Origin of the sequence: Marinomonas algarum (genome assembly GCF_020532605.1) — a bacterium.
Lineage (GTDB): Bacteria > Pseudomonadota > Gammaproteobacteria > Pseudomonadales > Marinomonadaceae > Marinomonas > Marinomonas algarum.
In genome coordinates, this window is record NZ_JAJATW010000031.1 from 1 (window position 1) to 20,706 (window position 20,706).

At 41.7% G+C, this 20,706-nt stretch carries 21 protein-coding genes and 2 pseudogenes; 6 read left to right on the forward strand and 17 right to left on the reverse strand.

The window, feature by feature from the left end; translation table 11 throughout:
• Both tnpA (LG368_RS14040) and LG368_RS14045 read left to right on the forward strand, forming a co-directional pair.
• A partial coding sequence (gene tnpA, locus LG368_RS14040; protein ID WP_226755349.1) for an IS200/IS605 family transposase occupies window positions 1-235 on the forward strand: 235 nt, incomplete at its 5' end.
• Window positions 236-295: 60 nt separating this feature from the next.
• Window positions 296-1,242: pseudogene (locus LG368_RS14045) on the forward strand (IS30 family transposase).
• Window positions 1,243-1,343: 101 nt separating this feature from the next.
• On the opposite strand, the gene LG368_RS14050 reads toward LG368_RS14045, so the two are convergent.
• The 3 genes from LG368_RS14050 to LG368_RS14060 all read right to left on the reverse strand — a co-directional run bounded on the left by LG368_RS14050 (window position 1,344) and on the right by LG368_RS14060 (window position 8,071).
• Complete coding sequence (locus LG368_RS14050; protein ID WP_226755350.1) at window positions 1,344-3,770, reverse strand: hypothetical protein; 2,427 nt, start codon at window positions 3,768-3,770, stop codon at window positions 1,344-1,346.
• Window positions 3,770-7,651: a hypothetical protein gene (locus tag LG368_RS14055; RefSeq protein WP_226755351.1), complete on the reverse strand. Its 3,882-nt coding sequence runs from the start codon at window positions 7,649-7,651 to the stop codon at window positions 3,770-3,772. The genes LG368_RS14050 and LG368_RS14055 overlap by 1 nt, the downstream gene beginning before the upstream one ends.
• A gap of 96 nt (window positions 7,652-7,747) precedes the next feature.
• Entirely contained in the window at window positions 7,748-8,071 is a 324-nt protein-coding gene (locus LG368_RS14060) for a hypothetical protein (protein WP_226755352.1), read from the reverse strand.
• Window positions 8,072-8,116: 45 nt separating this feature from the next.
• Between LG368_RS14060 and LG368_RS14065 the strand changes: the two are divergent.
• Window positions 8,117-8,308 (forward strand): annotated as a pseudogene (locus tag LG368_RS14065) (transposase domain-containing protein); the annotation flags it as partial.
• 44 nt (window positions 8,309-8,352) lie between these two features.
• Here LG368_RS14065 and LG368_RS14070 read toward each other — a convergent pair.
• The 6 genes from LG368_RS14070 to LG368_RS14095 form a co-directional block, all read right to left on the reverse strand.
• Window positions 8,353-8,850: an AAA family ATPase gene (locus LG368_RS14070; protein WP_226755353.1), complete on the reverse strand. Its 498-nt coding sequence runs from the start codon at window positions 8,848-8,850 to the stop codon at window positions 8,353-8,355.
• A gap of 11 nt (window positions 8,851-8,861) precedes the next feature.
• Window positions 8,862-9,890 carry a restriction endonuclease subunit S gene (locus LG368_RS15585; RefSeq protein ID WP_338086335.1) on the reverse strand — a complete coding sequence of 343 codons (1,029 nt, stop codon included), beginning with the start codon at window positions 9,888-9,890 and terminating at the stop codon, window positions 8,862-8,864.
• Window positions 9,878-10,090, reverse strand: a complete 213-nt coding sequence (locus LG368_RS15505) for a restriction endonuclease subunit S (protein ID WP_264194069.1) — start codon at window positions 10,088-10,090, stop codon at window positions 9,878-9,880. The genes LG368_RS15585 and LG368_RS15505 overlap by 13 nt, the downstream gene beginning before the upstream one ends.
• Window positions 10,087-11,148: a PDDEXK nuclease domain-containing protein gene (locus LG368_RS14085; protein WP_226755354.1), complete on the reverse strand. Its 1,062-nt coding sequence runs from the start codon at window positions 11,146-11,148 to the stop codon at window positions 10,087-10,089. Before LG368_RS14085 ends, LG368_RS15505 begins: the two co-directional genes overlap by 4 nt.
• Entirely contained in the window at window positions 11,148-11,321 is a 174-nt protein-coding gene (locus tag LG368_RS14090) for a hypothetical protein (protein ID WP_226755355.1), read from the reverse strand. Before LG368_RS14090 ends, LG368_RS14085 begins: the two co-directional genes overlap by 1 nt.
• Window positions 11,322-11,471: 150 nt before the next feature.
• The gene (locus LG368_RS14095) at window positions 11,472-11,918 is read right to left on the reverse strand and encodes an IS66 family transposase (RefSeq protein ID WP_226755356.1); all 447 of its coding nucleotides are present in this window, start codon (window positions 11,916-11,918) and stop codon (window positions 11,472-11,474) included.
• A 110-nt stretch (window positions 11,919-12,028) separates the two neighbouring features.
• Between LG368_RS14095 and LG368_RS14100 the strand changes: the two genes are divergently transcribed.
• Complete coding sequence (locus LG368_RS14100) at window positions 12,029-12,283, forward strand: ATP-binding protein (protein ID WP_476703455.1); 255 nt, start codon at window positions 12,029-12,031, stop codon at window positions 12,281-12,283.
• Between the two features lie 204 nt (window positions 12,284-12,487).
• Window positions 12,488-13,612: a helix-turn-helix transcriptional regulator gene (locus tag LG368_RS14105; protein WP_226755357.1), complete on the forward strand. Its 1,125-nt coding sequence runs from the start codon at window positions 12,488-12,490 to the stop codon at window positions 13,610-13,612.
• A gap of 33 nt (window positions 13,613-13,645) precedes the next feature.
• Here LG368_RS14105 and LG368_RS14110 read toward each other — a convergent pair whose 3' ends face one another.
• The 5 genes from LG368_RS14110 to tnpA (LG368_RS14135) form a co-directional block, all read right to left on the reverse strand.
• Window positions 13,646-14,821, reverse strand: coding sequence for a hypothetical protein (locus tag LG368_RS14110; RefSeq protein WP_226755358.1), 1,176 nt, complete (start codon window positions 14,819-14,821; stop codon window positions 13,646-13,648).
• Between the two features lie 75 nt (window positions 14,822-14,896).
• Window positions 14,897-15,856, reverse strand: a complete 960-nt coding sequence (locus LG368_RS14115) for a hypothetical protein (RefSeq protein ID WP_226755359.1) — start codon at window positions 15,854-15,856, stop codon at window positions 14,897-14,899.
• Between the two features lie 173 nt (window positions 15,857-16,029).
• A complete protein-coding gene (locus LG368_RS14120) occupies window positions 16,030-16,176 on the reverse strand; it encodes a transposase domain-containing protein (RefSeq protein WP_226755360.1) in 147 nt (48 codons plus the stop codon).
• A 315-nt stretch (window positions 16,177-16,491) separates the two neighbouring features.
• The gene (locus tag LG368_RS14130) at window positions 16,492-16,635 is read right to left on the reverse strand and encodes a hypothetical protein (protein WP_226755362.1); all 144 of its coding nucleotides are present in this window, start codon (window positions 16,633-16,635) and stop codon (window positions 16,492-16,494) included.
• Window positions 16,636-16,763: 128 nt separating this feature from the next.
• Window positions 16,764-16,919 (reverse strand): IS66 family insertion sequence element accessory protein TnpA, encoded by a 156-nt coding sequence (tnpA, locus tag LG368_RS14135; protein WP_226755363.1) that lies wholly within the window; start codon window positions 16,917-16,919, stop codon window positions 16,764-16,766.
• Between the two features lie 298 nt (window positions 16,920-17,217).
• Here tnpA (LG368_RS14135) and tnpA (LG368_RS14140) point away from each other — a divergent pair, with 298 nt between their 5' ends.
• Entirely contained in the window at window positions 17,218-17,466 is a 249-nt protein-coding gene (gene tnpA / locus LG368_RS14140) for an IS200/IS605 family transposase (RefSeq protein WP_226755369.1), read from the forward strand.
• Between the two features lie 288 nt (window positions 17,467-17,754).
• On the opposite strand, the gene LG368_RS14145 is transcribed toward tnpA (LG368_RS14140), so the two are convergent.
• From LG368_RS14145 to tnpA (LG368_RS14155), 3 genes are all read right to left on the reverse strand, one after another.
• Complete coding sequence (locus tag LG368_RS14145; RefSeq protein ID WP_226755364.1) at window positions 17,755-18,864, reverse strand: ParB N-terminal domain-containing protein; 1,110 nt, start codon at window positions 18,862-18,864, stop codon at window positions 17,755-17,757.
• Window positions 18,865-18,890: 26 nt separating this feature from the next.
• Complete coding sequence (locus tag LG368_RS14150) at window positions 18,891-20,165, reverse strand: ParA family protein (RefSeq protein ID WP_226755365.1); 1,275 nt, start codon at window positions 20,163-20,165, stop codon at window positions 18,891-18,893.
• 327 nt (window positions 20,166-20,492) lie between these two features.
• The coding region (tnpA, locus tag LG368_RS14155; RefSeq protein WP_226755366.1) for an IS200/IS605 family transposase at window positions 20,493-20,706 on the reverse strand (214 nt) is incomplete at its 5' end.

A 20,706-nucleotide genomic window follows, 5' to 3' on the forward strand; every position in this document is an offset into this window, starting at 1 on the left:
GATAAATTACCCACCAAAAGTTCAGCTTACGAAGTTAGTGAACAGCTTAAAAGGTGTAAGCAGCAGAAAAATGAAGCAGTATCACCCAGAGCTTGAGCCACCCGCTTATTTGAAAAATGCACTCTGGGCGAGAAGTTACTTTGCTGGCAGTTGCGGAGGGGCAAGTATCGATGTTTTAAAAGGTTACATAGCCCTAAATTCAGATAATAAGTGCGACACTGCTAGTCAGGTATAGAAGAAGCCAACTGCTGAAGTTGGTACACTTCTTTTCACCACAAAATTAAGCAGTACCAACATGAATTATCAGCAGTTGATTGAAGGCAAAAGATACCAGGTTTCCACTCTCTTAGGGCAAAAAATATCAGTAGCAAATATTGCACAAACACTGAATTGTCATAGAGCGACGATCTATCGCGAGTTGAAGCGGAATAAAAAACAACAGAATATTGCCCTGACAAAGCCCAAAGAGCCTGTTTGATAAGGCGGAAGACAGCCGCAAAATATCGCATAGCGTCAGAGACAATTGATTTCATTCGTATTTTAATTGAAATCGATTGGAGCCCTGAGCAGGTCTCTAATGTACTCAAAAACTGTGGAATTTCTGTCAGTCATGAATGGATTTACCAGTACATTCATGATGACAAAAGAAACAAAGGGACGCTTTATCGCCGTTTGAGACAAGGAAGAAAGCGTTACCGTAAAGGCCAGCGAACGAAAGCGGAAGTGATCAAGAATAAGGTATCCATTGATGAGCGACCAATCATTGTTGATGCCAAAAAACGCTTTGGAGACTGGGAAATAGACACGGTTTTAGGTAAGCATGGAACGGGTTCAATCGTCACCTTGTTAGAAAGGAAAACGCGCTTTTACTTGATAAAGAAAGTGAATACAAAGTCAGCCAAAGATGTGACTCAGGCTACCATAGAGCTACTAATGCCTTTTAAGGATCATGTACATACGATAACAGCTGATAATGGTCGTGAGTTCGCGTATCACGCTGAGATAGCCGAAGCATTAGATACGACAGTGTATTTTGCTCATCCATACAGCTCTTGGGAGCGTGGAGCAAATGAAAATAGTAACGGTCTTTTAAGGCAGTATGCACCCAAAAGTACTGATTTAAGAAGTGTTACAGAAGAAACAATACATTTTGCGATGAGACGAATAAACAATCGCCCGAGAAAGTGTTTAGGGTTCAGGCAACCAAGCATGGTTTTTAAAGAAATGTGCTTGGTTGCTTGAAGTGAAAAGTGTCTCACTTCGAACTTGAATTCGGGTTTATCCTATTACTTAGCATTTTTTATCGCTTCAATTTCATTTACAGATTTATTTAATAAAGTCATTTAGCAACTGAGTAAAATCGCATCTCTAGAGTCAGGATTTATCTCTTTCCATCGCTTGATTAGTGTTGTGACACATGGGTTACCCGCAAGCTGATTCATACGAACCCAATCAACATCTAGCAAATCAGCAAGTAATTCGATGTCCAATTCACCTTGCAAGGTGTGCCATTGTCGGATGCTTGGCTGTCTCATCAACTGAGCTTTTGGAGAGGTTAATCCGCCGACAACAAAATATCCCTTTTCTTTGTCGTACCATATGCGTTGAATACCCGGTATGTTACTCATCCAGCGTTTTATGTCGTTTAAAGGCTTGTCAAAGTATCGAGATAACAAGGTATCTAAACTACCGCTGATTGATGTATCTTTTTTCTTTTCTCGCTTATCTAACCAACGCTGAATAACCTCTTTTTTCACCTGATAGTAAGCCACCTTCGTTTCATTTTGCTGATGAAGCGAAACTAATTGTTCTTGCCATAATTCAACTAATTCAGGTAACTCACTTTCAAATCGTATCGTTGCCTTTTGGCTGGATAACACGCCATCATCACTCAACTCTTTGACAATATTGAGCAATACTTCACTATCTGGCAGCACCCAATCCGTCAACGGATAAGACTTCTGTTTCTTGGTTAAATCCGAAAGCACATCCTCCATACTCAGTGGCAATACATTCGTTTGGTCATAAGATGGATCTTGCATCATGATTGACACTTGTGCGTCCTTATCCTTACTCAAAACAAGCGTAATTCTTGCCGCAAATCGTCGTTGTTTATCAACTTCAGTGCCGTAGTAATCCATTACGACATTCTGACGATAACCATAGGGCCAATTCTCATTCATCAAAGTAAGCAAATCATTTACGGATGTTTCGAAATTGGCGAGATACTCATTTATTTTCAAAGTCATACCAGAATCAGTGGGATCGAAGGGGATCAACACCGGTCTGTCATTTGAAACCGTAAATAAATAACCATCGGTAATGACAATGGTTGATTCATTTAAACAGGCGCGTTGCAATGGCAAGACTTGAGAAATAGCCCTATCAGAATCAATCAGTAAACGTTTGATCTCTAACTCTTTAAGAACCACTTCAAGCTTTCTAATAATCGCTTCTTTGTATGCCTTGGTATCTAATAATTCATAGTTGTAGGTGTAATATCCACCTTCAGACGCAACGTATAGCTTTATCGGGTCATCGTCTCTTTTAGACTCGATTAATAACCTTTTTTCGACTGGGTCTCCGGTTACATCATGAGGATTAACATTGATATGTTGAACTGCACACCGTCCAACTAACGACTTCGTTAGTGGATAACGATCATCTTCAATACCTTTTTCCTGATCTAGAAGTATCAAAATGCGGTCCGAACGTTCAAGCTTTATCTGTTCAAAGTCATTTGCCACAATTCCATCTAGTAAATCCCACGAAACATCGACGCCTTTCTGTGCAATTAGCAATTTAAATAATTCTAAGATTTCTTCACAGGCAACAACGGTATTAACTCTTAGGTCTATTACCTTGATTTCACCGGATATCTCAATGCTTGGGAAAGATGACTTAGCCTTATTGGCTTTATGCTTTGTTTTCAAAGTCAGTGGTTGGAGATTTAATGTTTTTGCTGAAAGTTCAAAACCATAGTCACGCGCAAAAAGGATAAACGCATCTTGCACTGGTTTTAACACCATAGGCCAGCTTTGTTCAAACCTAGTGGGTGTAGAAAGATCCAGAAACGGACGCTGTTTCCGTGAATTTTTACTCTTTCCAATTTCTTTAAACAGCGTACCTCTTGGTTTTTTTTCATGGCCAGGATACCACCTCACGAGTACCTTATTTTTGTCATAGACCCATAGAGGCTTCTTGATACGATCTATATCATCGTCATTAGATAACGGTCTTAATGGAACATTGGTATAAAACAGAGCAATTTCAGTGGTATTCCCATCTTTTAACTGCTGAGTTCTACAATCTAGGCTGATCGCATTGACACCGCCAGCCCAGCTATCTACTTTCAATAACGGACTACCTAAACTGTAAGCGCCTTTACAATGACCGCCAAAAGCCCGTAATGATCGCATCATTAGTCGAATCCACACAGGATTTAACACCGGTGAATATTCAACTCGAACGGGAGTAATAGGTTGCAATTCAGCGTCTACAATAGACGGAGGAATATCACTTAAACTTTGTAAAGCCACATAGAGCCCAAACAGATTACCATTTTTTTTCATCAAATAGGCAAACTGCCGACTGTCTAGCTCGGCATCGATACGTTCTTCCCAGGCTTTCTTCTCTTTCCACTGATAGCTGTTATTGAGAAGTGGATAGTGATAAACCACGAATTTGTTGGCTTTATCTGCATCAACCTCGCTATTCAAATAGACCAAATGAGACAGCGGCAACTGCCTCAAATCTTTATTTTTATCCATTAACCTTGCTCCCTCATACGCTGCCAAACTATTTTCGAAAACCACTTAAAGCCAGACGTCATTTGATATCCATCGCTCACCAAACAACCTGGTAGAAACAGGATTGAAGCATTCTCAACTTTTACCGGCTCCAACATTTTAGAAAAGCCCGATAAGGAACAATCTTCACCAGTCGATAGGTTCGCGATAACCAAAATGGCATTTTCACCACGGATTTGTCGGATCTTTTCCAGCTTCTTAATTAATCCCAAAGGGGCAAATTCAGGATTTTTTCCTGAAGCAAGCCATTGCTCAAAGCCTTCATCTGACTGCTCCAGAGCCGCTATCGACCAAAATTTAGCATCAACAAAAACATCCGCATTTGCTATCTCAAAATCATATAATTCAAACAGCTCATGGTTGTAGACGTCTTGTTTAGTGACTAGCTGCTTGTCACTCAGCAGTGCACGAATACCTTCTTCACCAATACGTCCTTGTAAAATTCGCTGAATCACAACGGGATGGAATACAAATTGCTCTTCAATGTCGTTGGCAAACGGCTGAAACGACGTTCGAAAACTTTTACGATTAAACCAATTCGAAATAGCAGGTTGCCGGTTAACAACCTCATAAAGCGTCTGTGGGTTATACTTAATCAATCCCGCTGCACGCTTAGCGAAGAACTGCCAACTTTTTGGGTCGTACCATATTTCACCAGTAACCTTTGTTTCCTTGGGTCGCTCAAAGCACGCCCAACGACACAAAGGCTCAGTAATGCCAAAAGCATTGTTATGCGGCATCCATTGCAGATCATGCTGCAATACAGCGCGGCCTAGTTCATGCCAAAGTCCTGAAACATCTTCGAGACAACCCTTACCTTGTCGTGCATCTCGGATAGCGGAAACTAACTTGTTATCAATAATATCTACCGCAGCAGAGCCATCTTGGGATCGCGTTTTCAACAGGGTAAGAAAGTTGGAAACCGATGCATCTTCGGAATGAGTAAGATCATCAATCAGCTGATTATTAAGGTTTGAAACCCAATTTCGATTGTTAGTACAAACGCTTAATTGGCCGTAATTGCGAAGATGGCCTGCTACATCATCGCTTAAATGAATGGCGACGTGGGGCACATACGTCCAAGCACGTTCAATACGACCAACTTGCTGCTGTACGTCAGCAGCAAGATTCTTAACGTAGTCATTTGTCCCTTTATAGAGCTTGTTTAGCTCCTGGATTTTAGAAACTGAGTTATTCATTAACGGCATAATAAATTGCCGCTGCTGCTTGCGTGAAAACTCTGAACGTCTGACTAGTTTTTCTAAGTTTCTGAGCTGAAAGCCAGCATGAGACATTTCATCATCAGCGTCATTGCTACCCCATAGTGAAAAGTAAAAGTGCTTACTTTCAATAATAAACAGTGACGTCAGATCCATCTGTCCTTGAGAGTTGGGCAAGGAGTAGTCCAAATTAATGCCATTGGTAGCGGATGCAGTTTGTGTCATTACCACCACGGTTCGGCCAGAGTCGAACGCCGCTTGATAGGCGTGCTCAAATCCTTCTCGCTTTTGTGCTTCAGCATTGAGCAAGCAAATCATCATGGGCTTACCGTTGACAGCTAAAGGAATAAACACATCGTCAAAAGAAGACAATACGCCAGTCGTTAAACGCTCCATTTCAAGCCAATCCGCGCTCATCCTACTGTTTTCTGCGGTATCACTTATCAACCACTTCCGAAAGTATTTGACTGAGTTAACAAAGGCCAAGTGTCCTTTATGTTGTGGCTTATTCGCTGCCAAATGCAGAACGTGCAGTAATTTAAACAACACAGACTGCCGGTATTCATACTTGTAATCAGAGTGATCAGCCTCAAAAAATGCAGCGTTCAAATGCAGCTTTGCCTCCTGAAAAACTGGCGCATTGATAGCATCATCAAAGTCGTGAATCGTGGTTTTCAGTGCCGAGCGACGCTTTTCAGATTTATCTTTAACCAACGAGCGGATCACTGCCATTTGCAGCTGCTTATCCTCGTCAGTTTGTAAATACGGAATTGGCTTCTTAAACCAATCTTCGGGGCGCGGCTCAAAGCTATCGCCCAAAAAACTCTCGGTACATTGTGGACTGCGAGCCTGAGCCACGTAACGCAAAGCGCTTTCAATCCAGCGTATATCGAAATGACCAATCCCCCTTTCGATATAAGAGGTTGCGGATAGTGCAAAAACGAGGTTTCGACTCGATAACGAAACCATTAAGCCTTCAGGTGTTGTCGGCAATAGTGCGCGTTTAATTTTGATCCTCAACGGGTCAATATCCGCTTCGGCTTCATCCGTGGTTAACAGCCAGGTTGTTAGGCCAAACATATTCGTCTGAGTATTAGGTAATCGATTTGATCTACTCAACGATTCTAACTCAGGCAAGCTAGTGCGAGGTAAGGAGAACAGCGATAAGCTGGGTAACGCTGTGCTGTAGTAGGATGGTCGATAGTCATTCGCAGGATCAAACAGCAATCGGTTTAGCCGAACGAGATACTCATAGGCTTCGGACTCATCGGTTGCGAACTGCGACAACAACAAACTGAAGCGTCTGATATATTTCTCCATCACACGCAAAAAATCACCGACATCAACTGATGCTTCATCGCTTTGCCTATAACTTTTCACTTCAAAGCCATGAGGTTTTTGCTGTAACTGCAAAGGCTCACTAGTTACTAAGTGATCTGAGCGAAACAGATATTTCTTTTCGAACGGCACACCGGATTCATACTGCTTTAAAGGGATTACCAGCGCCCTAGACTGATTGAGATCGACACCTTTGCTGGTCAAATCCTCCTCTAGCTCCGCAATAAGCTGTTTAAGCTCACTGTAAAGCTCAGGTATAGGTTCGGCAGTAACAAACTGCATTCGTGCTAAAAGACGCTTACCCCCTTCAAGTAATTGACCAATACACTCAGGCGGCTCTTGCACCATTTGAGACTGGGCAAGTAATGTCTGTAGAATGTCAGCTTGGTAATCAAACTCATCAACAAATACTACCTTTCCGGCCAGTTGGCCGCTCGACATTCTGACTTTCTGTTTACCGTCATAAAAGGAAGCGAACAGCTTCTGCGTTGTTAACACCAGCAAATGTTGCTTATCATCGTGCCAGGCAATCGCGGGGAAAATTCGACGCACCCATTTATTTTCTCTAAATAAACGAAGCTTTTCTTTTGCTTGCTCCGTGAGCTCATGCGTCTTGCCATGCTGCTTGCTGGCATACTTCACTGCCTTCTCTAAGGATGACATGCACCCAAGTAGCGTTCGCTCGACAAAGCCACACTGTTTTCTTAGTTCCTGCTCTTCTCGTTCGAGTAAGACGCCCATCGAGTCAGGGTTTTTCTTTTTATACTCAATATTACGGGCTATGGCTGAAACGTTGTGGCAAGCACGAACGAGAACCTCTTTATCAGCATTAGAACGAAACGCTCCTAAGCCATGGATGTCCCCAATGGCCTTATAAGGATCGGGCAAGTCAGATTTTTGAACACCTTGTTCATGTGGCAGCGCCCGTTGCGAAACCGCACTAACAACAGTTTCATCCTGTGCATAAAGAATACTAACGAGCAGTGGGTTACCTGAGCTGTCTTTTGAACTCGTGGCACTTTCATAAATGTCATGCAGGATGTTCCAGCGATGGGTGACCAATATGGCCTGCAACCCTTTGGATTTTATAAATTCAAGACTCGCTGGAATTTTCCCGTCTGGGCTACGATAAAGAGAACTACTTTTGCCCCCGCCTGTTGGGCCTTGTAACTGGCAAAAGCCAGCAATAGCATTTGCGTTCTTTGCATTAATCGATAGGACAAGCGCCTGTTCAATCGTATGCGCAATGATTTGATTATAAGAAGTCGGTATTGGCTGACCCATCTAAATCCTCGTTAACTTGATATTCCTTTTGAGTTTCGCTCCTTTTTTAGAAGGTGCGACAAGGTTGGAGACAACACAACACCAACAAATGACTCATTAATTCAACTCAGGCACGATCTCTTGTGACCAACTGTCTTCCATCAGCATTCTGAACGACATACCACCCGACGCTGCTTCCAACGTAAGTTCGCCAGCATTTACCGCCGACTTGACGTGCTCAGTTAACAGCTCAAATAATCGGCGCTTGTACTCAGTGCCATCGTTTCCTTTTAAGTGCTCACCCTTGGTTTCCAGTACAGAGAAGCGGTAACTGTCAGAGTTTGGCTGTTCAACGCACACCAACAAGTCAGGGGAAACCTTTTGCTTTTGCCAGCCTTGCAGGCTGTACTCGCGTTGATTCACTGCAATACGATGCCCCACCAATGCACAGACTCTTGCTTATTCAAATACCAGGCTGTGTCGCGCTCTAAAGCCGGCGGTGAACGAGCTGCAGTACTGTATACCATTCTTGGTACAGCGAAATTAAATGATATTAATCCGAATCAATATCTCACAACAGTATTGAAACGCATAGGACAACACTCAATCAATAAAGTCGATGGACTCTTACCATGGAACATTGACCTAAGCACCCCCGTCCAAAACGAAGCTATCTAAATCAGAAGACTAAGTGTCCACTAAAAAACAAGTGGCCAAATTCACTATGCCACTACACCAGAAAATGCAGCTTGAAAGTAGTCATCATGAAGCTGCTTTTGCTTCCAACACTTATCTCTCAATGATGGATCTAAATTAGAGAGCTCCTGTCGCTTACCTGATTGTCCATCTTCCCCATCTAACTGAATATTAAGACTTGATATTTTGCCATTTATTTTATCCATCTCTGGTCGTAAACGAGCAATTTCGCGCTCTGCCTCTACCTGATTCTCGCCTAAAGTAAAAACACTTTGAAGAGGGCCATCCTGATTAAAGTTGCGATCAACAAAATGCCGGTTGTACACCATGCGTTCTAGCGCGCCACCTCCTTGCCACACTAGCTGACAATGTTCGTATCCTTGGTCGCCGGCAATCACACGGCTGATAGTAGTTTTTCCTGTCCCATTAGCCCCGAAGATATAATTGATGCGGCGGAGATCACTTAGCCTTGCCGCATTTTGATAGGTCGCTACTGGTGGGTTGATTTGGATTTCGTTGATCATACCCCCTGTCCTTAGAGTTTTTCAGAGAATGCTTTTTGACTAAGGGCATTAAACAGACCACTCTGGTCTATTCTAGATATGTTGAGTTTCTCAAGTGACTTATGCACTGATTTTGAGATACCAACATATTTGATTTGGAGCGCTATTGGCACAACGGGGATAGGCAGTTCTTTAATCATTCCAAGGTTAAGTCCATCCATAATTGCTCCCTTTGCTCTGGATCCAAGATATTTGTTTGCAGCTGGATGCATCAAAAAGTACGAATGAAGAAACTCCGGTAGACACTTATTTTTATCGAGTGTTATACAGCAGAGGTGCTTTGTATTAACCGCTAAAGGAATATCGTCAGGTACAACCGCACACCGTCCACAGGTGCCCATAATGGTGATAATGACATCACCAAGCCTAACAGTGTAACGTTTAAGGTCTTCATACTTATCAATTGTAATAAAGCGTTCTTTTCCCCATTCAAATCGATTCCGCACAGCATTATCAATACCCAAAACAGCAACCCCTGAATCTACAAATTCACTATGCTTAAGATCGCTTCCAAATGGTCCCGTTCTCATACTGTCCTTAGCTGAATCTGCTAGTTCCTCAACAGTAGTCCAATCCCAGCCTTTGCTTAGTAGATCACCAAACATATCCAAGAACACAGAACGTAGGAACTCGTCGGCGAGTTGGATGGCTTGTTTGCGTTTGCGGCGGATGCCGTCGGCTTTGTCTAGGATAGACGCGATTCGTTTTTGTTCTTCCAGTGGCGGAAGTGGTATCTCAAAATCCTCTACTGTCTTTTTGGATACCTCTTTAAAAGTCGCTCCATTACCTAATGCCTGAAGTCTTTGCGAAAAGTACCTCATACAATGGTAAAGGTAGCCACCATCGCTCCCTTCTGATGAAATTAGGCTCTTGAAGCCCTGATTAGTACACATATCGCGACCTGCAATTGCAACATTACCTATAGGCGCTCTTGATGTCAGCAATACACTTCCTTTAGGAAGCATATAAGTCGCGCAACTTTTGTATCCTAAGTTAGAAATTCAGGAGCATCAACAAGAACAGAATTACTCAAGTTTGATACATCTTTTGGGGTCACCCAAGGCACATCAGACGAACTCCAATATTCAGGTACATCACGCTTTGGTGTCGCGCCTCCGACAACAACACAGCAGTCTTTCAACTTCACCATCGGCCATTTCGACCCTTGTTTTTTCATTTCCGCTTGTATGGTATCGCTCATTCTTTACTTTCCCCTTGGTTAAGTTCCTGCGCCAGTTCTCGTTCGATTTGTTCGATGCTGGGGAGTTTGTCTTGCAGTTCAGTGGGTAGGGCTTGGGTCAGTTGGTATTCGGAGATGCCCATAGGGGTGTCAATGCCTTTTAAAGCGTATTCCGCGATGAGTTTGTCTTTGCCACGACACAGTAGCAGGCCTATGGTGGGATGATCCTGTTCAGTTTTGATTTCACCATCGACAGCGTTAATGTAGAAATTCAGTTTACCTGCATACTCGGGCTTAAAGTCACCGGTTTTGAGCTCAATAACCACATAACAATGCAAACGCACATGGTAAAAAAGTAAATCGATGTAGAAGTCTTTACCACCCACGGTTACGGGGACTTGCTTGCCCACGTAGGCAAAGCCAGCGCCGAGCTCTAGCAAAAACTGGCTGATATGATCGACCAAGGCTTTTTCCAACTCGTATTCGTTGTAGTTTTCCGTCAAGGTCAAGAAATCAAATACATAGGGGTCTTTTAAGCTTTGTTGCGCTAAATCCGACTGGACTGGCGGTAAGGTTTGCTCAAAGTTACTGACGGCATTGCCTTTACGTTGCCAAAGTTGGCTTTCTATTTGGTGTGTCAGTACTGCACGGCTCCAGCCATGTTGTTGGGTTTGCGCTAGATAAAAGAGCGCTTCTTCGTGACTTTGGGCCTTACTAACGATGACAATATTGTGCCACCAAGGTATCTGTAAAAATTGCGTAGCAGCCTGCTTCGCAATTGCGGTATCACGGCTCCAGAATAGATACCAGCGGCGAATCTGCTCTAGATTACGCTTAGAAAAGCCTTTAATGTCAGGAAACTCCGCCATTAAATCTTTTAAATCTTTGCTAAGTTGGGTTAAAAAGCCCTGTCCCCAGGTAGAATCTTGTTGCTTTTTAACAATCTCGCTGCCCAAATGCCAGTAGAACTCAATGAGCTGAGTATTGACGGCGACAGCGGCTTTTAACTGGCGCTGGCGAAAAGTTTGCTTAAGCGAAACAAGCCATTGTTGGTATTCACTATGACTGAGATCCGCCATTAGAGCATTCCTTCCAGCTCTTTTAGATCTACCATAATGTCGTTTTCTAAGGCCATCAATTTGCCAAGGATGACTTTCGGGTCTTCATAAACTTCTTCTTCGTATACCACTTCTTTATAGCGGTTGATAGACAAGTCGTATTTGTTGCTAGCAATGTCCGCAGCTTCGACCACAAAGGCTTTTTGAGTCTTATCGCCAAATTGCTCTAGGATTTGTTCTGTTGTAGTGGCATAGTGAATTTGGCCACCTGATTAGAGATGATAAACTTATCTCATAACTTTACAGGTGAACAAATGTATTGAATCGCTTTTTCAAGCAAGGATTTAGGAGGAGCTTGAATTCGGGGGTGACTTCTCTAACCAATCTTTGTACGTCGCTAGTACAGCAGGCGCTTTTTCTTGCCGGATCTGGAAGGCTTTTTCTTCTGTCTCTTCTTGTTTGGCTAACGCTTCAACGGCGTACAGCTTTTTAATATGGCTGATGGCCATGGTTGCTTTGCCCGATTTCCCTTTGGGCATGCTCTTTTCTGCTTCTATAAATTTTCGACGTGCGTGTGACCAGCAACCGGCAAGCGTTGCCTTCGTGGACTCATAAGCTGAGTAACCATCCACATTCAGATAGCCATCGAAGCCTTGTAAAAAGTCGATCGCACATTGCGCACTTCGTGTGGGTTGGAAGTCGTATAACACAATATTGGGTATCGGACTTTGTTTATCCGGTCCGTCTTTCCCAGTGCAGTAGAGCCAGTATACCGGTTTGGTCAGCTTCAATGGCCAGTTTACTTGACCACTACAAAAGCCCTAGAGAGCAACAAGAGTAACTGACTACCTATGCAGAGCTGGACTTCGAAGAACGATTAAGTCTGCAGCTAGAAAGTGAAATTTTGAGCCGTACCCAAACTAAAATCCAACGTTTAAAACAACAAGCAAAACTCAGGCTGGATGCGCTTAAAGATCGTTATCAAAACAGCAGCACCATCGTTATCAGCCAACTTCCCGTGAAGGAGTGGTACAACATGATTGACAATGCCACAGTGGCAGATGCCTTAATGGATAGCTTGGTACACAACAGTCATCGAATAGAGCTAGGAGGTGAATCAATGAGAAAACTGGCGCAATCCAGCCATTTAGAGTAAAAATAGGACGAGAGAAAAAAGGTAAGATCAGGTGGCCGGATTAAACCGAAATGGGTGATTTTAAAGGATGAAGTAAGCCTATGAGAAAAAAGTTGTTTCCTAGTGATAATGAAGTAAAGATTACTATAGCCTGAATAAGAACCTATGATAATACTATTTCTCTTGCATCCTTAGGGTTTACTTAATATGTAAGGTGGTTTAGATATGTCTCTAAGTTATAAAAATGAGATGGCTCTACCTGATGCTCAACTTGTTCATGCGTTATATGAAGGTCTTACCGACAGAGAAGGTTTTCATCATTTTTTAGAGCTTCTTCGGGTGGCTAATAATGCATGTGCAGCAGAATTAGTGGTTGTCCGTAAACAGCCATTGCAAATAGACCACCTTTGGTACGCAGGACTTCCTGATGATTTTATAGACTGGTATACAAAAAACAATATGATCCAGCAAGATCTGGTTTCTAGGTATGCGACCTTTCAACCACCAGGGGTATTTCACTCAGCTTTGTCCATCAAAGATAAGTTGAATATCACGGAAGACTATCAGCGTTGGCAGAATGATCAAAATATGTTGGACAGCGCTTGGTTAGTTATTCATTGCACAGATACTCATACTATATTGTTAACGATGCAGAGGACGATTAAGCAGGGCATGTATCACCCTGAAGATCTAGCTCGACTTAATCAATTAGTACCCTTCATCCGTCAAGCTATTCTGTTGTGTCAGCAGATTGATCAGCGAAATGTTGCCAAAAGAACATTAACCAGTGTTGTTAACGCTATGCATCAGGCAACGCTGATATTAAATGAACAGGCAGTTGTCATTCATTCGAACCCGTTGGCCAAGGCGCTTTTAGTAGAACAAAAGCTATTATCCGTTCGCAACGAACGCCTAATGTTTCAGCAGAATGATGTTCAAAACGCGTACCTTCGATCCTCAGTGCAAGTGATTCGAGCTAGCATGGGGCAAGGCGAATATAATACAGACACCTTATTTTTACATAGAGTAGGCCGACCTCCACTTATTGTCCTGATAAGGCCAATGGAAAGTACGGATGTTTCACGAGGCGGTGCTTTAGTGACTATTGTTGAACCCACTAAACGAAAGCTACCAAAGGCTGAAACTATTGGGCAATATTTTACGCTTTCACCCGCGGAGTCTGAATTATGCGAAGACTTAGTTGCAGGGCTAACGTTAAAAGAGATTTCAAATAAGAGCGGAAAAACAGAAGCGACAATTCGCTCTTATTTGAAAAATGTTTTTATTAAAACTAATCATTCTCGGCAAGGAGAGCTCATTAGTAGCATCTTATCCGCCTTACTTCATTGACTGATCTTATGCTGATTTTGTGTGCCTAAAAACCTACTCTGTTTGACACACAAAAATCATGGTCACATTACAGCGGAATTCATTTTTATTTTGCTGACAATTCTTTTTGGCCATATTGCCACTGTTCGCCTTTAGTCGTCCATTGTGGTCATTACGACACATTGAGTGCGCCTTGTTTTCGGCGTTAGTTTGTGACAAATCAAGCGCTTGCTCATACGCAAAATAGCTACCCGTTGTGCCGCTCGCCTCTATATTGATATTCCTTGGCTGAGCTGTGACAACTTCGGTTTCTGCAGGATTTGACTTGGCTATTATTTGTTGTGAACGCGGCTTGGGTTTTGTTAAAGGGGCATAGCGCTGTTCAATCCTATTCACATTCGATTGTACTTGTGTTGTCACTTGCTCTTTGTGCTGAATAAATGATGTTTTTTGCTGTTCTGGTGTTTTTGGTGTGTTTGTTAAATTATTCATGCTTGAAGAGAACATACTCACATCAGGTCCTAAGTCACTGAAATCACTAGTGGCAACAGCAACCGTAGCTGCAATCGCAATGATTTTACCAAAATCGAAACGGTTACCTTGGTCTTGCACTCTGGCATTCTGCTGTGCCTGTTGTTCTGATTCTAAATCGCGTTTGAACTGGGCCAACATGCCTGCATCAGAAGGTTTTAACCCAGAATATTTTGAGCTGATAAAGGGCATGCCGATGAAGTAATCTGTGCTGGCTAATGTGGTGATTTCTTCTTCACCTTGGTACTTCACTTTACCAATAAAGAGGATATTAGCGATCGAATGCCTGAGTGAGGTGTTGGGGTTTTCTTCGTAAATGTGCTTAAACATGCCCCGGCTAGGAATGGCATAGAATTCGCCGGTTAACGTTGCGCCAGTAATAGAGTGGTAAATCCCTTCATGTGGAAATGTGATGCTTTGCTTGCTGAAAGGGTCGTAATATTGTGCCCATTCACCGGTAAAATAATCTAATTCGCCATTAATATGTGGATAAAACTTAGTCCCACTGACCGGTCTGCCATCTCTATAAAGAGTGGTAAATTCTTGACCTTTGTAGTCAATGGTATAAGTACCACTACCAATCTCCCCACCATCCCATTGGCCGTGGTAGGTTACTTTTGCGAATGGTGAGTAGAGAGACCCAACGCCATTAGAGCAATCTCCGGATTTACATTCTGCAGGCCCAAGTCCATGTGGCATTTGCAAGGTCGTGCACCCAGTGCACATCAAAAAAACTACAAACAGCCACCCTTTTAGTTGATGAGTCAGCATGATTTAAAATGCCTCACAATCTGATTTTTCTACCAACTCTCCCTGATCAAAACATAGCTTGGAACCGTACTTCCCAAAGGTTTCTTGCAGGCCGTGCGCCTTATCGTTTAGAGAGCGTCCAATACCACTTTGAGCGGCACCCGTATATCGATAGGAGCGAGTTCGTTTTTCGGCTTTATTGAGCGTTATAAAGTGTTGAGTGAAATAGATGCCAGGACTTGATGGCGCTTCACTCATAATTAATAGATCATTTCCATTCTTATAAGTGTAAATAAACGAAGGGTCTTTTAAATTGCTCAGACTAAGTGCCAACTTGGTACCAAAGTCTTTTGTGAAGTCATCACCGATAATAGTAGAGTGTAGGCTGATAGACACAGTATGGTCTGGAGCTATTCGCTGAATATGTTTTTTCTCAGTAATGGAGTGTGTGCCTTTAAAATTAGCTCCTGTTGTCTTGATCAAGTATTGGCTATCAATTAAAAAACTAACCTTGCTAGCATCTGCATTGTTGATTAGCTTTTGACAATCAATAGTCGAGGCATATAAAGCGCCACCTTGCCAATTATAAGTCTGCTGAATATCTTGCCCGACAGCAGAAGATGCATCCTGACCAATACGGGCTGAGAGTGACTTTTCGGAATCTTTGTCCTTATTTTTTCTAGTGGTATCAAGTAGATCAGCAATGGCTGTAAAACCGGATATGTCTTGAAGTATGTTTTGGTTTAGGTCACAGCTACTGTACGAACTGGTATCCACAGGCATTTGGTTAGTGTTGTGGTATTGCTCTAATTTGCTTCTAAAATCAGCCTGAGCACTTGTAAAAGCGGCTTGTTGAAAAACAGGAAGTTCGCCTTTTTTTGCCCCCGTCGCGTCCATTATCATTGACGTGTTTGAGAAACATCCAGATAAAGTGAGAGTGATTCCCGCAGATAATACGATCTTTAGCGACGTTTCTTTATTCATAATTCATCTTCTTTTTTGGTTTTTTGCTGACGATTTAAATATAGACTCTTTGCAATCGAAAAGACCACCCTCATTTGAGGGTAGGGAGGTAAAAAAGGCAACCAGATGGAATTCGCACCAGAACCAATAGTAAAGTTGTCGTTTTAATGATCCTGCGCTTTTAGGGTAAGCGCCTAACCAACCACATCTTTATAATGCCAAGGTAAAAGTGCTTCGATGTCTGCCAGGCTTTGTACATTGGGAAGCGCTTTAAAAATCTGCTTTAACCAATCGTACTCATTAAGACCGTTGGCTCTGGCTGTTTCGGTTCGACTGTACAAGTTAGCGCCGGCGGTTACCCCTACTTGGATTTTGCTAAAGAGCCAGTTCTTACTCCCAGTAGCTTAAGGACGTATAGCACGTTCTGCCGCGGTATTGTCTATCACGCTGAGCACGCAATTGATCATTTTCTTGTTGTAACACGGAAGTATCATTCGTAGGTGGATTATACCTCAGAATAGAGAGGTCGTATTAAAATCGCTTAAGAAACCTCAGTGTAATAAAGCGATTCGTGGGGCGTGATCCGACTCATATCCACACCACGCAATAGCCAATTCCATTGCTCATGACTGATCGTCATAGTGGCCTCTTCCTGTTTACGTGGCCATTTGAAACATTCTTTTTCCAAGCGCTTCTGCCATAACGTCGCTCACAATGACAGCAAGGCCATTAATGGCTTTACGAGAATCAACAGGATCTCGATGTAAATATATGGGAACATACCTTGGCCACTGAATCATGCCAATAACCTTACTAAGGCAACCATAGCCGATGGGGTCATGGAATCTGGACAATGAGTTTTACACTGACCATGCTCAGTCACTACCTGATTGGTGATATGACTTGAGTGCTCTAGCGATGCGACTTGCTAGCGACAAAAAGCAGAAGGTTTATCAGTCACATGCTGATGTTGTTTTAGTTTGGGATTGATGTTGCGCTGTTTACAAAATGCGGTCTGAGAAAGCTCGGATTGCTCAAAAGCCTCAAAAAGCTCGGGCCAGTTGTATTTTTGATAAGTCGCCATGACGTGCTCCTTGAATAATAAGAAGCGAGAAGGTTAGCGGTTTGAGGGAGTCATGGTCAGGTAGGGTTGGATTGGCGCTTACATTCCAACTACACATTTCGCTAATCGGTCACTGATTTCGGAGTTTGGCTAAAAATGGCCGGATAATACCAAAATGACTGGTCGGAACACTCCGAAATATGCAGTTGGTCAGGCGCTTTTCTTACAGATATCTATTAGTAGCACCATCTCTGTCTGAAAGACAAGTGTCTACCAGCAATAATACCTCTGCCTGAAAGACAAGTGTCTACCAGTTTATATAAAGAATGGTGAATACGATCATATTCATATTTTGATACATCTCCCAACAAAGGTTCAGCTTACGAAGTTAGTGAACAGCTTAAAAGGCGTGAGCAGTAGAAAAATGAAACAGTATCACCCAGAGCCTGAGCAATCCGCTTATTTGAAAAATGCGCTCTGGGCGAGAAGTTACTTTACTGGTAGTTGCGGAGGGGCAAGTATCGATGTTTTAAAAGATTACATCGCTAACCAAAACAGACCTGGTTAGGAGCCTATCGGCTTCGCTCTTATATCTACTTTTAGTCAGGGGGCCTATGGATAATAGAATAAAATAGAAATACCTGAAAGACATGTGTCTATCAGGTATTTAATAGTTATCTCGATTTTAAATGGGCTTTATCTTTTCGATTTCATAAGAGCTTTCCTGACACATACAGGACACTCCCCTAAAAATATTTCTTGGAAAAGGACAGGTAAAGACCAAAAGTCTTGAGCCTTCAATGAATTAAATGCTGTATATTTATGAATAGTCATAACATCCCCTTACTACTTTATCTTAGACAATTTGATCAATTTTTTTCTTGATATCCTCAAAAGACTTAGCATACTCATCAAATATCTTTCTTATTTTTACCATTTGGCTTTCTGAGTAATCCTCTCTCGTAAAAGAGAAATTAACTGTGCAAGCTTGTTCACTTATAGAAAAATTATTTTCAGCTTCTCTCTGTACAATGAAACCTGTTTCATTGTTATCTTTGACCTGTAAAGCGCTATCTATAGTTTGAATATCAAGAGAGGGCAAGTGTGATAGTAGCGACTTTAAAGATGACAATTCATTTTTAAACTCGTCAAGAATGGTAGACTTAATGTTTTCAAGCGCAACAAAGCTATACCCTTTCGATGTAGAGTTATCTTTAATCGCTTTACGAATCGTAATTTTTTTTCCTGCTTTTTTTTCAACGAAGTCAATAACTGACTTTGCAAACTTAGCAGATAATTTTCTTGAGTCGATGTTTGAGAGGAATTCATTTATTTCTAGATAGATAACAGCAAACGGTATCATTAAAGAAAATCGTCCCTGACTCAGAGACGAAGCCCCCGTTAGATTATAGCTTTCTATAATATCTTTAACTGATACGTTTGATTCTTTCTCTACATACATTTCATAAAAAGACAAAGCGTTGATCGACTGTTCTGTAAACGTAAATTTTCGGTTAGAGTCTGTTCTTCTTATTTCTTGAAGAACAAGCCACATGCTCTCTTTATCTAGTTGGATAACATTAATGTTGTACTTGATATCTATATTCAGCTTATTATAAATATCAATGCAGCAGGCTCTTCGAGTTGCTCCATTAGCAATAAAAATAATGTCGGAGTCCGGTAAGGTATAACCAATAGCAGATTCGCTGAGGGCTTGGAATTCGACTAGATTTTTATATAGACTCAAGCTTTCTAAGTTAATTTTTGAGATTTCCCTCGGATTTAGTGATGAAACCTTAGTCTTGACACCTAACTCAGATGAGTCAATCGACACATTAGTAGTTTTAAAAGTATGCTTTATACCTGTGGTTTGGTCTATAAAAGTACTTTTATTATTTTTCAAACTGGTAAGCCCGTTACCACTAGCCGTGTGTAAACCTCTATTTTTTGAACGAAAGTTATCCATTCTTAATGGCCTCATACTCTAATAAGTTAAATTGATCGTACTGCTAAAATAAACTGGCTATACACAGCTTGAACACTCTCCGACGCTTTTCGTAAGTTTATTTTTGAGCATAAGCCTTCAGCATGAGATAAATCTAATACTGTTCTATGTTTACTGGAAGCAGCAATAAAAGCGTCGCTATGAACAAAATGAGACCCAAAAAGACTTTCCTGAGCGGACTTCACAATTCTATGTTTGATGTTTACTTCAGCGGTAGATTTAGGATCATGATCCGTTAAAACCATTTTATGAACTTTGAGGTTTTTTCCCTTTGAAGGTAAAGTTGAGTAGCGGCGATCAAGGGCAGATAAAAATGATCCAGTGGAAGAATAATCCATCTCTTTAGGAGCAATCGGTGTCAATAGAAAGTTAGCAATTTCTAGGGCTAACCAAGTCAATGGACCGTCGACCGGAGGAGTATCAATAAGAATTATGTCGTACTTCTCTTGTAAAGCCGGAAGAATAGTATCCCTTAGCCGAGCAAAAATTTTGTCCCTTTCTTCGCTGCTTGCTTGCCAGAACTCATCGGTTAAACGTTCGTCCATAGGATGTGCTGGCATTACATTTAAATTACATAAATGCGTTTCGAAGGGTGCCTTTTGAATAATATCCTTTTCATCAGCTACATCTAAAAGTTCAGAAAACTGATTATTCTCTAAGTCTTTCCCCATAATAATATCGACTAAAGTAAGAAATATTTCATTTTCGGGGTCATGAACTGTGAATTGATCCATACTGCCTTGCGGGTCAAGATCTAGAATTAACACATTCGCACGCAAATGAAGATCTAAAGCAGAAGCTACAGCAAGAGAGGAAGTTGTTGTAGACTTCGCTACCCCACCTTTTTGGTTCGCAACAGCGACCACACACTTCTTTAAGGGAAAACGATTACTTCCAACGTCGACTGAGTATTTGGGAAAGTCCCAATGATCTAGTAGAGCATGGACTTCAGGCTGTGTAAGAAGGTAGCGAAAATTAGTGTTACTCTGTATTGGTTCAGGTATAACACCAAGTTCAACCGCTTTTGCAAACTTTTCTCCGAATGTCTTTGTCGCACCGCCAACAAACTTTCTCAATGCAGTTTTCGTAATCGCATGATTATAGATAATCCGAGGCATACCGTTCACTTGATCACTGTCTATACGAACAGAATCATTTGAAAGAATTCGATCTTTTAGCGTCTGTTGATCCGATAGCATCTCATGCCCAATTTTACTGGCATTATTGGACACTGCGTTGTTTGTAAAAACTTTATGCGTCATATTCGCTTCCTCTGTAGCTGATGTAGAACATAGTACATAGAAAACAAACACTTTAGAACCACTTTTATATAAAAAACAACAAAAGTGGTTCTTCGTTATTTTTACGGTTTTCTGTTATGATGTTGGTTTTTATAATAGCTAATGGTTTTCAGGCATTTGCATGAAAATATTTAATCTCGTTGTGGTTAATGAATAGTCGAGATATCTAACACTATAATTTTCACTATGAAAAATCTGTACCCCCTAGATGTTTTTAACCTTTTAGCATTATGCCTGTAAGCCCCCTGACTTCTAAGCAGGGGATATAAGGGTGAAGCCGATAGGCTTCTAATCAGGTCTGTTTTGGTTTGCGATGTAACCTTTTAAAACATCGATACTTGCCCCTCCGCAACTGCCAGCAAAGTAACTTCTCGTCCAGAGTGCATTTTTCAAATAAGCGGGTGGCTCAAGCTCTGGGTGATACTGCTTCATTTTTCTGCTGCTTACACCTTTTAAGCTGTTCACTAACTTCGTAAGCTGAACTTTTGGTGGGTAATTTATC